Below are 14070 nucleotides of genomic sequence, written 5' to 3'. Positions count from 1 at the left end.
TAACACTACTAAAAATCAGCAACTTAAATCACATTTCGCCTTGGTTTTAGAAAAATTTAACGTCAAGACCTCGTAAAATTTACTACCTTTGCCGCTCATCCTAAATCATTCGTTTGGAAGTATTTAAGTACTATTTAATTAACTTTATCGTACCTTTTTTGGTTATTTTCCTTATCGTGGTCATTCTTGTCACAATAAGCGATCGTATCGTGTATGAATACAGCAAACAATACCGTTTGACGGTACGCCAGAAAATTACCGCCTTCCTTACCGAATTACTTTTTACCGATGCCGAAGATTACCAAAATCGTATCCGTGATTTTAAAAAACAGATTCCGTATGGCAGTATGTGGTGTAAGAGTATGGTTACCAGCTGTATTATCGAGCTAAAACAAAACATTAAAGGAGAAGTTACTGCGCCTATCCTGGATATCTACAAGAGTTTCGGACTACCTAATTTTAGCGAAAAGTTGATCAACAGTCGTCGTTGGTATATTAAATGCAAAGGGATTTACCATTTCCAGGTACTCGAATACGAAGAAGGCGAAAGTCTGGTCAAAAAATACATGAATCATAAAAACAGGATTCTGCGTTCCAATGCTTTTATCGCGTTTATATCGTTAACCTCGAAAAAACTGGATTTTTTAAGTGATTATCCGTATGAGATTTCACTTATCGACGAATTAAAAGTAATGGACTTACTGTACCATAAAAAATTTCCGATTCCAAAAAACATCAAGGATTGGATCACCGCGCAAAACCCGTCGATCGTAAAACTTGGAATCCGCTTTATGGTGTATTACAATTATACGGTCGAAAAAGACACTTTATTATCGCTGTTACAATCGGATAATAAAATGATTCGAAAAGAGGTGATCATTGCCTTACAGGATCTCTTTCTTTTTGAAGCCGAACCGTTGTTAATCGATATGTTCGCGTCTGAGGAAATTGAAAATAAAATCGCTATTTTGCAAACACTGGCCGTTATCGGAAATCAGCAATCCATTGTCTTTATCGACGATTATTTACACCGATCCGTTAATCCGGCGACCAAACTCGAAGCGGTACGAACGCTCGACACCCTCGATTCTTCCTATCTGAAATCCAATTTCAAAGAAGATTTCGAAATTATTAAAATTAAAAAACACGTTAAAAATCCTTACTTATGATTTCGAGATACTATTTGGAGGCTTTCGAAAGGTTCTACGAGACATTTGTAGCGATTTTCTCTTCCAGTTATATTTTATTCTATCTGTTTCTCGCCGTGCTTTCGTATCTGGCGATCAAAAAACACCTGAATGCCAAGTATTTTATCCACGATGATTTATTGGTAAAGTCTAATAATATGATCGGGGTTTCGGTAATCGCTCCGGCTTATAACGAGGGGGCGACTATTGTTTCCAACGTAAAATCCCTGCTTTCGCTTACGTATCCGAATTTTGAAGTGATCATCGTAAATGACGGTAGTGTGGACGATACGCTCGAAAAACTAATCCGGGAATTCCAGCTGGTTCAGGTGGATTTCTATTACAAAGAAAAGATCAAAACGCGAAAAGTACGCGGACATTATAAATCAACCAACCCTATTTATGCCAAATTATTGGTGGTTGATAAAGAAAATGGGAAGAGTAAGGCCGATGCTTCCAATGCCGGAATCAATTCTGCCAAGCATCCGCTGTTCCTTTGTACGGATGTGGATTGCATTTTAAAGAAAGATACGATTATCAAGCTGGCCAAGCCGTTTATGGAAAGCAAGCGGAAGGTAATTGCCACCGGAGCCGGAATCCGGATATCCAATTCCTGTGAGGTAAAGGATGGTTTTCTCGTAAAAGTCCACTTTCCAACCAATTGGTATGCGCGTTTTCAGGAACTGGAATATGTACGGGCGTTTCTTTTCGGACGAATGGCCTGGAGTCAGATTAACGGACTGTTACTGGTTTCCGGCGGATTGGGAATGTTCGATAAGGAAGTCGCCATTGCAGCCGGCGGTTACTGGCACAAATCGCTAGGCGAAGACATGGAGCTAATTACCCGGATGCGGAAGCATATGTACGACACCAAGCAGAAATTTTTGATCAAATATATTCCGGAATCGCTATGCTGGACCGAAGTTCCGGCCAATGCGCAAGTTTTAATCCGACAACGAAGCCGTTGGGCCAGAGGACTCGTACAGACCTTATATATCCACCGAACGATGTTTTTTAATCCGAAATACGGAAAGACCGCCTTTTTGATCCTGCCCTATTTCTTTTCGTTCGAATTTATGGTTCCGATTCTCGAATTACTAGGTGTTTTCTCATTACTGATCGGTTTTTATATACTGGATATTGATTATGTTTTTCTATTTTACGTTTCTTTATTCGTATATTTATTCTACCTGATCTTAACGTTGGTTTCGATATTTCTGGACGAGATTTTGTATCGCAATTATGCCAATCTGAAAGAAATACTGATCCTGACCGGAATGGCGTTTATTGAGCCATTTGCGTACCATCCGGTGAATATATATGCCTCTCTAAAAGGATACTGGCAATTTTTCAGACAGAAAGAACAAAAATGGGGAGACATGCCCCGATTGGGTTTTAACAGCCAAAATAAAAAAGAAAATGAAACAGCATAATTATACCAAAATATTCCTTTTTGCTATAGTAGTATTGGCCTCAAACGGTATGCTAGGTCAAAAAATCAATACCGACAGTCTTCTAACCGAGGTGATCAAAGACATTAATGTTCGGAAAAATTATCCGGAAGCGATCAAAAAAGCGCATGTCGGAATAAAAGCCGCTCCGGATTATCTCGATTTTCAATTGTTTTTAGGTCGCGCTTACCAACTTTCGGAAAGTATCGACAGCGCGCGCTATTATTATAAAAGAGTGGTTGAAAAGAATCCGAAATACGAGGATGCCTATACCTATTGGTCGCAATTGGAAGTTAATGCTAAAAATTATCCGGAAGCGACCAATGTAACCGATCAGGCGCTTGCTTTGTATCCGGAAAACAAGGCTTTTCATTTTAGAAAACTTGCGATTTACGAATTGCAAAAGGAAGACGATAAAGCCTACGATTATCTAAAAACAATGGACAAACAGTTCCCGAATGATACCGATATCAAACAGCGTTTGTTCCTGTTGGACAAAAAAAACAACAACGACCGCGTGGGTCTCAACTACAGTATTACGTTTTTCGACAGGAATGGTGTAGGCCCGTGGAATCTGGGAAGCGCACAATATATTCGCGAACGCAAATGGGGTTCGTTGATCGCACGTGTGAATTATGCCAACCGTTTGTCTTTTAAAACATCGATTGCCAGCGGACTTCAGTATGAAGCCGAATCCTATTTCTTTACCGGAAAAAAAGCCTATTCGTATGTCGGAGCGGCTTATAGCGACGACTTGGTTTTCCCGAAATGGCGTGTGGGTTATTCCTTTTATTACAATTTTAACGACGGTTGGGAAGCTGATTTAGGTGGGCGTTATACCAAAACCGTAGACGAAAACCTTACGGCTGTTGTGGCCGGTGTCGGAAAATATATTGGTTCCTACTGGCTTAACCTACGTACGTTCCTGCAAAATCAGAATAGTAAGGTATATCCTGCTTTTACGCTAACGTCCCGTTATTATTTCGATTCCCGTTTTGATTATGCAACTGTGATAATGGGTTATGGAACTTCGCCGGACGAACGATCGGTATTAGGTCAGTTGGAACAGCGAATCGCGATGAATTCCTACCGTATTGGTGCCGGTTACTACCGCGTATTGTGGAAAAATTATCTGGCCGGTATTCAGGTTAATTATAACAATCAGGAATACCTACCGGGTTTAAAACAGAACGAAACCGAACTTAACTTTAGCTTACATTATCGATTTTAGCCCTGTTTTACTATGTTAATTAACACCAGTAATACAGTATTCACACGAATTAACCTTATTTTTGTAAAAAGTAAACAAAAAATTATTTTTAACCGATTACCATGAGCGACGGAAAGAAAATTCTTATTGTTGAAGACGATAACCTTACCATGAACATTCTTGAATTTATTTTAAAAAAAGAAGGGTACGCGTTAACGATCGCCAGAGATGGTTCCGAAGCCATTGAAAAAATTCCGGAAGTGAATCCGGATTTGGTTATTACGGATGTCATGCTGCCTTTTAAATCCGGTTTGGAGATCACCAATTTCGTAAAAGAAAACTATAAAAATACGCCGGTGATTATTCTTTCGGCTTTGGGTGAAGAAGAAAATACGGTGACCAATGGTTTTAAATTGGGAGCCGATGACTTTATTGCCAAGCCTTTTAATCCGAAAGAACTGATCTTACGCGTGAAAAGATTGATCGAAAAATAGCCTTTTTCAGGTTTACGGCTTATTTTTGCAGCAAATTCCCCTTCCATGAATATCAAACTTCTGGCCATCGGTAAAACCGACAACAAGGCTTTGCAGACTTTAATCGACGATTATACCAAACGTTTGTCGTTTTATATCAAATTTGATCTGGAAATCATTCCGGACATCAAAAACGTCAAAAACCTGTCCGAAAGTCAGCAGAAAGAAAAAGAAGGCGAACTCATCCTGTCCAAACTATCAGCAACCGACCAATTGATTTTATTGGACGAAAACGGAAAATCCTTTTCCAGTGTTGGTTTTTCAGAAGAATTACAGAAAAAGATGAATTCCGGTGTTAAAACGCTGGTATTTGTTATTGGCGGACCCTATGGTTTTTCGGAAGCCGTATACAAAAAAGCACAGGGAAAAATTTCGTTATCCCTGATGACCTTTTCCCATCAAATGGTGCGTTTGTTTTTTATTGAGCAGTTATACCGCGGTTTTACGATTCTGAGAAACGAACCGTATCACCATCAATAAATATATTCCTTGTTCGAAATGGTTACATTGGGTTGTTTCCACCACGACAACAATATCTTATCCGCAATATAATTATCATACGACAGCTCTTTGTCGAAATGCAAAAATAAAACGGTTGGTTTGGTATACATTTTTTCTACGGTACGATGAAATTCTTCCGGTTTTACAGCAATACCGTTAACCGTAAGTTGGTTCTGCTTATCAAACTTTAAAACCAACGATGCTTTTCCGTCCTCGGCAAAATCTTTTTGCGTTCCTAACGTATATACCACATCCGTAAACGGAATAAAAGCCATGTTTTTACCGATACTATCCGCATAGGAATAATAATTCTCAACCTGTGCTTCCCCTTTATGACTTCCCTTGCGGTTTTGAAGTTTGATCACTTCAGGCATAATCTTTTTTAACGGAAATCGTTTGTCGATATTAAAAACCCAATTGGTCGTGGAAATAATCGTTTGCTTATCCACTTCAAGCAGCGTATCGTTTCCGTTAACCTGAAACAACATATAAATCGGCGAAATATCGGCTACCTCTTTTACAATGGTCCTACCCGATTTCGGCAATAAAATCTGCTTGTCTTTTCCACAACCGAACAGCAAAAAAGCTGCTAAAATAATACTGTATCTGATCATAATCCTTGTGTTTTTTGTACGAGACGAATGCATTCCATCGCTTCCTTTACGTCGTGTACCCGAAGCAATCGGGCGCCTTTTAACAACGAAATCGTATTCAATACGGTTGTTCCGTTTAAGGCTTCACCGGCGGTGTTTTCCAATACTTTATAAATCATCGATTTCCGGGAAACAGCCGATAATAAAGGTACTTCTAAATTTTGGAATAATTCCAGTTTTTGCAACACTTCGTAGTTTTGTGCTGTAGTTTTCGCAAAACCAAAGCCCGGATCGACTATAATATCATGAATTCCATAACGTCGTGCTTCCCGGATACGCTCCGAAAAATAAAAAAGCATTTCTTTTACAATATCCGTATAATCGGTAAGCGTATTCATGGTTTGCGGCGTGCCCCGCATGTGCATCATAATATAAGGTACTCGCAAGGCGCCAACTGTCGGAAGCATTTCCGGGTCGAGTAATCCGGCAGCGATATCGTTAATCAGTGCCGCTCCGGCGCCTATCGCTTCGGCCGCTACTTTTGCACGAAAGGTATCCACCGACAAAAATGCTTCGGGAAACCGATCGGCGATAAGACGAATCACCGGAACAATACGACTTACTTCCTCTTCTTCCGTTACAAATGCCGCATTCGGTCGGGACGAATAGGCTCCGATGTCGATAAAAGTTGCGCCTTCGGTCAGCATTTTTTCGGTTTGCTGTAGAAAAGCCGTGTCGCTTTTATATTTTCCGCCATCGTAAAACGAATCCGGGGTTACATTTAAAATCCCCATACATTGTGGCGTATCCAAACTAACCAGTCGGCCTTTGCAATTGATTGTCATCTGATTCACTTTTGAAATCCGGAAGAAATCCCGGGGTAGACTGGTCTTTCTCTTTTTATCCGGAAAAATCCTTACTTTTGAAAAAATTATCACACAAAGATACATAGAAAATGAGCAATACCTCACAGGAATTTGACAAGGTTATTTCTATTTGCCGCAACCTCTATAGCAATAAAATGAAAGACTACGGAAGTGCCTGGCGCATTTTGCGTTTGCCGTCGCTAACCGACCAAATTTTTATCAAAGCACAACGCATTCGCAGCCTACAGGAAAATGAGGTCCGTAAAATCGACGAAGATGAAACCGGTGAATTTATTGGTATCATTAATTATTCCATTATGGCACTGATTCAGTTGGATCTTGGTGTTGCCGATCAGCCCGATCTTGATGTGGAGAAAGCTGTGGCTTTATACGACGAAAAAGTAAAAGTCTGCAAAGACCTGATGGAAGCCAAAAATCACGACTACGGAGAAGCCTGGCGCGACTTGCGCGTAAGCTCCCTAACCGATCTGATTTTACAGAAATTATTACGCGTAAAGCAAATCGAAGACAACAAAGGAAAAACCCTGGTATCCGAAGGAATCGACGCCAATTATCAGGATATGCTCAACTATGCCGTTTTTGCCCTGATACATTTGGGAAAAGCCGTATAGCCTGTTAATTAGGAAATATTAACAACCAATTCCTTGGGTTCTTACTTATATTTACAAAAACGAAAAAAGAAATTACCGTTATGAAGAAATTTTTAGTTCACTTTTCACGTCTGTTTGTTGGCGTACTGTTCATTATATCTGGTTTGATCAAATTGAATGACCCGATGGGTTTTTCGTTTAAACTGGAAGAATATTTCGCCGAAAATGTTTTAAACCTTCCCTTTTTGATTCCCTACGCGCTGATTATTGCCGTTTTTGTAGTGGTATTCGAAGTGGTTTTGGGAGTCGCACTCCTGATTGGGTTTAAACCAAAATTCACCATGTGGAGTTTACTACTAATGATCGTTTTCTTTACGTTCCTTACCTTCTATTCGGCTTATTTCAACAAAGTAACCGATTGTGGTTGTTTTGGTGACGCGCTAAAACTCACACCGTGGGAATCCTTCACGAAAGACGTCGTATTATTGTTTTTTATCCTGATTTTATTCTTTAATCAAAAACTGATTCAGCCGTTATTTAACAGTACTGTAAACGCACTTACCGTTTTCGTAAGTTATTCGCTATGTCTTTTTATGGGCTATTATGTATTGAATCATTTACCGTTAAAAGATTTCAGAGCTTATAAAGTCGGAACCAACATTCAGAAGGGAATGGAAATTCCCGATGGCGCACCGCGTTCGGTATATGAAATGAATTTTGTGTATAAAGTAAACGGACAAGAACAGAATTTCAACGAAAAACAATTGATGAACCTACCGGAAGGTGCTGAGTTTGTTCGTCGTGACGATAAATTAATTTCAAAAGGATACGAACCGCCTATCCACGATTTTTCCATCGAAAAAGACGGGGAAAGTTATACGGAAGCCATGCTTAACGAACCAAAATTAATCATACTGGTTTCATACGATCTGAATAAAGCGAACACCAAAGGCTTACAAAAAGCCGAGGAATTCTATAAAAAAGCAACCGCCAAAGGCTATAAAGTAATTGGAATGACGGCTTCTAACGAAGAAGTAATTCAAAAAGTAAAAGCGGATAACAAACTGACTTTCGATTATTATTTCTGTGACGGAACAACTTTAAAAACCATCGAAAGAGCCAATCCTAGTATCGTAGTATTAGAAAAAGGAACGATTGTTCAGAAAGCACACTGGAACGATATCGACGATGTTGTATTAAAATAAGTCCCTATATCGGATGTTTCGTTACCTGCTTCATAAAACCGGATATGCACTGTTAACACTTTTCGGAGTGATAACAGTGATTTTCTTTTTATTTAATGTCCTTCCCGGCGATCCGGCGCGAATGATGCTCGATCAGAATGAAAATTCGGAACAGTTGGCGTTGGTTAAAAAGAAATACGGTTTCGACAAGCCTATAGCAACGCAGTATTTGTATTACCTGAATGATCTTTCTCCGATTTCCTTCCACAGCAAAAACAGCGATGATTATACCTTTCTTTCTGAAGGAAAATACAACGCCTTACCGTTATTTTCGGTTGGAAATTCCGAAGTCGTATTAAAAACGCCCTATTTACGGGAAAGCTTTCAGAAAAGCGGAAAAAAAGTCACTCAGGTTATTGGCGACACCTTACCGAATACGGTCATTTTGGCCTTTTTTGCCATTGTAATCGCCATCATGATCGGAATCGTACTCGGAATTGTTTCGGCGGTTTATAAAGACAGCTGGCTCGACCGGTTAATCGCTTTGGTGAGTACGCTTGGAATGAGTGTACCTTCGTTTTTTAGCGCGATCCTGTTTGCCTGGTTTTTCGGATTCCTGTTACACCGTTATACGCATCTGAATATGACCGGTAGCCTATATGAAGTGGACGATTTTGGAAACGGAACCTATATTCAATGGAAAAATATTATTCTTCCGGCTGTCGTACTCGGAATCCGACCGTTAGGGGTTGTTATTCAATTAATGCGAAATTCATTACTGGAAGTGATGAGTCAGGATTATATCCGAACCGCCAGAGCCAAAGGTTTAAGCGAATTACAGGTGATTAAACGTCACGCCCTGAAAAACGCCTTAAATCCGGTTGTAACGGCCGTTTCCGGTTGGTTTGCCTCGATGTTGGCCGGTGCTGTTTTTGTGGAATATATTTTTGGCTGGAACGGACTCGGTAAAGAAATCGTAGATGCCTTAAATACCCTTGATCTTCCGGTAATTATGGGCGCTGTTTTGGTGATCGCGACTACTTTTGTAGTGATCAATATATTGGTGGATCTGATTTATGCGTATCTGGATCCGAAAATCAAATTACAATAACATTTTCTTCACAGAAGATTTTATATTTTTATATCCGTAATAAACTAAAAAAACTTTTTATGAAAAACATAGTGGCTATGGCATTGATGTTGGTTTTATCGATCGCCTGTACAAATGCACAAACCCCAAAAGAATTCTCAAAAGAGAGTCTGGACTATAAAATGGTAAGCCTGGAAGGTCAGGAAATTACATTTAAAGACGTGCTAAAAAAATACAAAGGCAAAACCGTTGTGATCGATGTTTGGGCATCCTGGTGTCCGGATTGTATCAAAGGAATGCCAAAAGTGGTCAACCTGCAAAAAGAGTTTACCAATGTCGTATATTTGTTTATTTCGGCCGATAAAACACCGGAAGCCTGGAAAAAAGGAATTGAAAAATACAATGTAAACGGCGAGCATTACCTATTGACCGACGGTATGAAAGGTGCTTTCGGAAAATCGATTAAACTGGACTGGATTCCACGTTATATGGTAGTGGACAAAAAAGGAAAAATTGCGTTGTTCAAAGCTATTGAAGCCGACGACGAAAACCTGATTACGACTTTAAAAACTTTAAAATAATGAGACACAGTATTGTTGCAGGAAACTGGAAAATGCATAAAAATGCACATGAAACCGAGGATTTATTAAACGATCTGATCGAAAAATTGCCTTCCGATAAAGAGGTGGAAATTATCGTAGCGCCTACGTTTGTAAATCTGTCTTCTGCGGTACAACATTTGGAATTTACCAATATCGGTGTGGCGGCACAAAACATGCACCAGGCTGAAAGCGGTGCCTTCACCGGCGAGATTTCGGCTGATATGTTAAAAAATATCGGTGTGGATATCGTAATTCTGGGACATTCCGAAAGACGTTCTTATTTTCATGAAACGGATGCTTTACTGGCTAATAAAGTTGATACGGCTTTAAAACACGAACTACGCGTGATTTTCTGTTTTGGTGAGGAGTTAAAAGACCGTCAGAATCAACAACATTTTAACATCGTGGAAAATCAGTTAAAAGACGGATTATTCCATTTGAATGCGCAGGCCTGGGAAAACATCGTATTGGCTTACGAACCTGTTTGGGCGATCGGAACCGGCGAAACCGCCACTCCGGATCAGGCGCAGGAAATGCACCAATTTATTCGTCAGACGGTAGAAGACAAATACGGTCGCGAAGTAGCCGAAAACGTTTCCATTTTATATGGTGGCAGCGTAAAACCGGATAATGCCAAAGAAATCTTTTCGAAACCCGATGTAGACGGTGGACTAATTGGCGGTGCGGCTTTAAAAGCGGATGATTTTGCTGCTATTGTCAATGCGGTATAAACGTATTTTATCTTTTATATAAAGAGCCTGTTATGTATAACAGGCTCTTTTTTTTATCATAACATGCAAAACACAATATATTACATTATTTATAGTATATTTAACGACCAACCAACAAAATAACATATAATTAAAAATTTGCATGAAAAAAATTACACTTATTCTCCTATTACTTCCATTTCTTTCATTCTCCCAAAAGATCACAACCAAAAAAGATCGGGTATTGATAGACGAAAAAGAAGTAGCGATCTTTAAAGAACCGGTTCGCGATCAATATCAACTATTTGACCTGTCCGGAAACAAACAGTTTACCGTAGAATACAAAGGCATGTCCGAAGGTAAAACCATATTGAATCAATGGTTATTACTAACCTCGGCCGACGAAGCCAAAAAAACGGAAATCCCGTATGAAGTATTGATCAACTCATTAAGTCCAACGCGGATTATGCTACATCTTATATCTGCCAAATACGGATTGTTTGATAAAAACGGATTTAATGCCGCTAAAATCGAAACCTTTTTCAATACCGAACGGGAAAGTATTGGCGACAAAACCTTAAAAACCAAAATGGAGGTTGTCGCTTCCAAAAAAGACAAGGAAGAAAAAATAGCCCGCTACCGTCCTTTTGTCAAAATGGACGGAACGATTATGTTTGGCGGAACGGCCGGAACGAATATCGTAGGAAAGGCCATGTCGTCCAATTATACTGCTTTTGGCAATAATAACACCGTTAGCATTTACGATCTGGACAATATTCAGGTCGCTACAGCACGCGCTACGGGCAATATGAATAACGAGGTGGAAGTAACGCTGTTTAACGACAGTAAGTTTAGCTACAATGCCGAAAAACGTTTTGCCGGACCGGATAACAGTTCGTTTGTAAAAGAGTTAGTCGGCGAACTGGTTTACCGCGATATTACGCTGGGACGCCAGGCTAAAAGTTATAACCAGAATTTATTAAAAGAAAAGATCAAATTAGCCAAAGAACGCAGCCGTAATATTTATAATGTAAACGGATATGCCTTTGACGAAAAAGGCGTGCGTTATGACGGAATTATCACGGCGCAATTTGAGAAACTGGATATTAATCAGACCGGAGATACTCAGGTTGTGGACGCGATCGATAATTACGGTAAAAATGTTTCGATCAAATACAAAAACGAAAAAGGAAGAGAACGCACGATAACGTTACAGGCAAAAGACAATATCAAATTCTACGTTAAAAACAGCGACGGAACCGAAACGGCTTTCGAGGGTATGAAAGTAAAAGGCGATGCGATGAAAAAACTATCCAATGCGATGTCGCTGGGCTTTAACAATGCCTATTTTTATCGGGTTATCTATACCAGCAAAGACAATTCGGTTTTGGTTGATCCGGTAGAAGACGATCGCTTTGTGATCAAATTAAAATCGAAATCGGAAGGACAGATGGTCGACAAAAGAAACAACGACAAACTGTCGATTCAACTGGCAGAATACCTATCCGGATGTAAAAATTTAGCATCTGAGATAAAAAAAGGAGCGTTTGATTTGAAAAACTCAGAAAATCTCATTAATATTGTTAACGAATATAATGATTGCAAATAAAAATTAACATCCCCATTAAAAAAGCCCGTTGTACTACAACGGGCTTTTTTTATTCTGAAAACAGGAAAAACGGCTGTTCATAAGGCTTCCCGGTGAATCCTTCCGGTACTTTCACTTTCTTTTGCTTATACAGAATGACATTTTTTAGCTGTGCCGAACCATTTATGGCAAAACCAAACTTCCCGTTGCTTTTGATCATTTCGGCTGGTTCCGTAAATTTTAGAATCTCTTCGTTATTGATCCAGACAAAATAAGTAGTCCCGGTTTTCTGAATCTTCCAGTCCAACCATTGTTTCGACATCGGGATTTTTACTTTTGGCAATTTTCCGATATGTCCGGTTGTTCGGATATAACCACGCTCCTTTTCCGGATTGACAAAAAACGAACGATCTTCTATTGCTACTCTTCCTTCCAACTGGTTGTATAAAATTCCGAGGTATTTTTCTTTTTGCAGATTTAGCATCACTTCAAACAAATAAGCCGATGGTTCAACCAGAGTCGAAAAGGTCAATACATAATTATCCGGCATTTCTTTCTTTGCTGTCAGAATCGCCCAATCACTATTTTTACTGCCTTTTACAAGCTTTTCTTTGCTATCGACTTCCCAATTGCCATTAACCTGATTCCATTGCTTTAAACGGGCATTGGTAAACGCTTCTTCAAAAACTATTTTAAAATCTGCTTTAGGTCCTGATACACCTCCCAAAAGCAGCATCCATAACACAAATTGCTTCATAAAGTATTGATCGGTAAAGGCATAAAAAAAGTGACTCTCGCCACTTTCTTTACTTTTTATATTAACTCTTCGCGGTTGCGATTACAAATTTCAGTTTATTTCGAACACCAATCTGCAATAGATCGACCAAATCCTGTACCTGAAGGTTATACGGGATTCGCACTACTATGGTTTGTTCTTTTTGTGTACCCAGTTTTTCCAGCAATTTGGTTTCCAGTTCGTCAAAAGGCACTTCCTGTTTGTCAACAAAATAGTGTTTATCTTCCGTAACGGAAAGGCTGATAAATTGCTTGTTGGTGGTTTCCTTAGCCTCGGCCTTTGGCAACATCAGATTGATCACATTCGGATTCGCCAACGTGGAAATAATCAGGAAAAACAACAATAAAAAGAACATAATATCACTCAAAGCAGAGGTTGCTACTTCGGCGTGAAAACGTCTATTTCTTTTGATTCTCATTGTGCTTATTTCGTATTTGGCTGTTGAATAACATTGATAAATTCTAATCCCTGACGCTGCATATTTAGTGCAAAATGATCAATCATCATATTAAAAAAGTGATAGGCTGCATAGGCAATTACCCCTACAATTAACCCCAAACCACTACTGATCATTTTTTCATATAAACCACCGGATATATTTCCGATACTGATATTTTCGGTGATCGAAATCGTATAGAAAATCTTGATTACCCCGGAAATGGTTCCGATAAATCCTAAGATTGGCGCAATACCGGCAACGATTCCCAAATACCCCAATTTCTTTTCCATTAATCCCATTTCGATATTGGCGCTTTTTTCCAAAGCCAGGTCAATCTCGTTAATTGGTCGGCCAATAGTGTTTACCCCATTGCGCAATACCGTTCCATAAGCTGTATTTGATTTGTCGCAAATCATTGCCGCCGACTGGATATTTCCGGAATTTAACTGGTATTTTAATTCGTTGATCAACGAGTTATCCAATTTTGTTTGTTTTTTGATATACAGGTACCGTTCCACAATGATATAAACCGTAAGGAAAAACAGGATAAAGATTGGGATTACCATAACCCCACCTTTCATGATCAACTGAAAAAAATTAACGGATTCGATCGCTGTATTGGCCACTACTGGTTCATTTACAACTGGTTCTGCCGGAACCGGGTTCGCTTGCAACAAAAAATTAAAAATCATGTTTTACAAATTCGTTT

The 14070-nt window shown here is 39.4% G+C and carries 16 protein-coding genes; 11 read left to right on the top strand and 5 right to left on the bottom strand.

Features of this window, described 5'->3' with window-relative positions; genetic code table 11:
* The first annotated feature begins 113 nt into the window (after positions 1–113).
* The 5 genes from Q1R07_RS06060 to rlmH all read left to right on the top strand — a co-directional run bounded on the left by Q1R07_RS06060 (position 114) and on the right by rlmH (position 4861).
* Positions 114–1169 carry a HEAT repeat domain-containing protein gene (locus Q1R07_RS06060; protein WP_300487274.1) on the top strand — a complete coding sequence of 352 codons (1056 nt, stop codon included), beginning with the start codon at positions 114–116 and terminating at the stop codon, positions 1167–1169.
* Positions 1166–2620 carry a glycosyltransferase gene (locus Q1R07_RS06055; RefSeq protein ID WP_300487271.1) on the top strand — a complete coding sequence of 485 codons (1455 nt, stop codon included), beginning with the start codon at positions 1166–1168 and terminating at the stop codon, positions 2618–2620. Before Q1R07_RS06060 ends, Q1R07_RS06055 begins: the two co-directional genes overlap by 4 nt.
* On the top strand, positions 2607–3869 hold the full coding sequence (locus Q1R07_RS06050; RefSeq protein ID WP_300487268.1) for a YaiO family outer membrane beta-barrel protein: 1263 nt from the start codon (positions 2607–2609) through the stop codon (positions 3867–3869). Before Q1R07_RS06055 ends, Q1R07_RS06050 begins: the two co-directional genes overlap by 14 nt.
* Positions 3870–3970: 101 nt before the next feature.
* A complete protein-coding gene (locus Q1R07_RS06045; RefSeq protein ID WP_300487265.1) occupies positions 3971–4342 on the top strand; it encodes a response regulator in 372 nt (123 codons plus the stop codon).
* A 45-nt stretch (positions 4343–4387) separates the two neighbouring features.
* Positions 4388–4861, top strand: a complete 474-nt coding sequence (gene rlmH, locus Q1R07_RS06040; protein ID WP_300487261.1) for a 23S rRNA (pseudouridine(1915)-N(3))-methyltransferase RlmH — start codon at positions 4388–4390, stop codon at positions 4859–4861.
* Here rlmH and Q1R07_RS06035 read toward each other — a convergent pair.
* On the bottom strand, positions 4855–5496 hold the full coding sequence (locus Q1R07_RS06035; protein ID WP_300487259.1) for a hypothetical protein: 642 nt from the start codon (positions 5494–5496) through the stop codon (positions 4855–4857). The genes rlmH and Q1R07_RS06035 overlap by 7 nt on opposite strands.
* Entirely contained in the window at positions 5493–6320 is an 828-nt protein-coding gene (folP, locus tag Q1R07_RS06030; protein WP_300487257.1) for a dihydropteroate synthase, read from the bottom strand. The genes Q1R07_RS06035 and folP overlap by 4 nt, the downstream gene beginning before the upstream one ends.
* Positions 6321–6430: 110 nt before the next feature.
* Here folP and Q1R07_RS06025 point away from each other — a divergent pair, with 110 nt between their 5' ends.
* The 6 genes from Q1R07_RS06025 (at position 6431) to Q1R07_RS06000 (ending at position 12147) form a co-directional block, all read left to right on the top strand.
* The gene (locus Q1R07_RS06025; RefSeq protein ID WP_300487255.1) at positions 6431–6973 is read left to right on the top strand and encodes a DUF1599 domain-containing protein; all 543 of its coding nucleotides are present in this window, start codon (positions 6431–6433) and stop codon (positions 6971–6973) included.
* 80 nt (positions 6974–7053) lie between these two features.
* Complete coding sequence (locus tag Q1R07_RS06020; protein WP_300487252.1) at positions 7054–8157, top strand: BT_3928 family protein; 1104 nt, start codon at positions 7054–7056, stop codon at positions 8155–8157.
* A gap of 13 nt (positions 8158–8170) precedes the next feature.
* On the top strand, positions 8171–9247 hold the full coding sequence (locus Q1R07_RS06015) for an ABC transporter permease (RefSeq protein WP_300487249.1): 1077 nt from the start codon (positions 8171–8173) through the stop codon (positions 9245–9247).
* Positions 9248–9306: 59 nt separating this feature from the next.
* On the top strand, positions 9307–9807 hold the full coding sequence (locus Q1R07_RS06010; RefSeq protein ID WP_300487246.1) for a TlpA disulfide reductase family protein: 501 nt from the start codon (positions 9307–9309) through the stop codon (positions 9805–9807).
* Positions 9807–10559 (top strand): triose-phosphate isomerase, encoded by a 753-nt coding sequence (gene tpiA / locus Q1R07_RS06005; RefSeq protein ID WP_300487242.1) that lies wholly within the window; start codon positions 9807–9809, stop codon positions 10557–10559. Before Q1R07_RS06010 ends, tpiA begins: the two co-directional genes overlap by 1 nt.
* 142 nt (positions 10560–10701) lie before the next feature.
* Positions 10702–12147, top strand: coding sequence for a hypothetical protein (locus Q1R07_RS06000; protein ID WP_300487239.1), 1446 nt, complete (start codon positions 10702–10704; stop codon positions 12145–12147).
* Between the two features lie 49 nt (positions 12148–12196).
* Here Q1R07_RS06000 and Q1R07_RS05995 read toward each other — a convergent pair whose 3' ends face one another.
* From Q1R07_RS05995 to Q1R07_RS05985, 3 genes are all read right to left on the bottom strand, one after another.
* A complete protein-coding gene (locus tag Q1R07_RS05995; RefSeq protein WP_300487236.1) occupies positions 12197–12883 on the bottom strand; it encodes a hypothetical protein in 687 nt (228 codons plus the stop codon).
* Between the two features lie 61 nt (positions 12884–12944).
* Positions 12945–13340, bottom strand: a complete 396-nt coding sequence (locus tag Q1R07_RS05990; RefSeq protein WP_300487233.1) for a biopolymer transporter ExbD — start codon at positions 13338–13340, stop codon at positions 12945–12947.
* Positions 13341–13345: 5 nt separating this feature from the next.
* The gene (locus Q1R07_RS05985) at positions 13346–14053 is read right to left on the bottom strand and encodes a MotA/TolQ/ExbB proton channel family protein (RefSeq protein WP_347759364.1); all 708 of its coding nucleotides are present in this window, start codon (positions 14051–14053) and stop codon (positions 13346–13348) included.
* Positions 14054–14070 lie beyond the last annotated feature (17 nt).

The organism is Flavobacterium sp. (assembly GCF_030146175.1).
Classification (GTDB): Bacteria; Bacteroidota; Bacteroidia; order Flavobacteriales; family Flavobacteriaceae; genus Flavobacterium.
Note: the sequence above shows the minus strand (reverse complement) of the source record. Positions and strands in the feature narration are given on the sequence as shown.

Coding starts and splice junctions, on each gene's coding strand:
- Q1R07_RS06010 (WP_300487246.1), top strand. CDS start 9,307: ATGAAAAACATAGTGGCTATGGCATTGATGTTGGTTTTATCGATCGCC.
- Q1R07_RS06025 (WP_300487255.1), top strand. CDS start 6,431: ATGAGCAATACCTCACAGGAATTTGACAAGGTTATTTCTATTTGCCGC.
- folP (WP_300487257.1), bottom strand. CDS start 6,320: ATGACAATCAATTGCAAAGGCCGACTGGTTAGTTTGGATACGCCACAA.
- Q1R07_RS06015 (WP_300487249.1), top strand. CDS start 8,171: ATGTTTCGTTACCTGCTTCATAAAACCGGATATGCACTGTTAACACTT.
- tpiA (WP_300487242.1), top strand. CDS start 9,807: ATGAGACACAGTATTGTTGCAGGAAACTGGAAAATGCATAAAAATGCA.
- Q1R07_RS05990 (WP_300487233.1), bottom strand. CDS start 13,340: ATGAGAATCAAAAGAAATAGACGTTTTCACGCCGAAGTAGCAACCTCT.
- Q1R07_RS06000 (WP_300487239.1), top strand. CDS start 10,702: ATGAAAAAAATTACACTTATTCTCCTATTACTTCCATTTCTTTCATTC.
- Q1R07_RS06050 (WP_300487268.1), top strand. CDS start 2,607: ATGAAACAGCATAATTATACCAAAATATTCCTTTTTGCTATAGTAGTA.
- Q1R07_RS06045 (WP_300487265.1), top strand. CDS start 3,971: ATGAGCGACGGAAAGAAAATTCTTATTGTTGAAGACGATAACCTTACC.
- Q1R07_RS06035 (WP_300487259.1), bottom strand. CDS start 5,496: ATGATCAGATACAGTATTATTTTAGCAGCTTTTTTGCTGTTCGGTTGT.
- Q1R07_RS06055 (WP_300487271.1), top strand. CDS start 1,166: ATGATTTCGAGATACTATTTGGAGGCTTTCGAAAGGTTCTACGAGACA.
- Q1R07_RS06020 (WP_300487252.1), top strand. CDS start 7,054: ATGAAGAAATTTTTAGTTCACTTTTCACGTCTGTTTGTTGGCGTACTG.
- Q1R07_RS05995 (WP_300487236.1), bottom strand. CDS start 12,883: ATGAAGCAATTTGTGTTATGGATGCTGCTTTTGGGAGGTGTATCAGGA.
- Q1R07_RS05985 (WP_347759364.1), bottom strand. CDS start 14,053: ATGATTTTTAATTTTTTGTTGCAAGCGAACCCGGTTCCGGCAGAACCA.
- rlmH (WP_300487261.1), top strand. CDS start 4,388: ATGAATATCAAACTTCTGGCCATCGGTAAAACCGACAACAAGGCTTTG.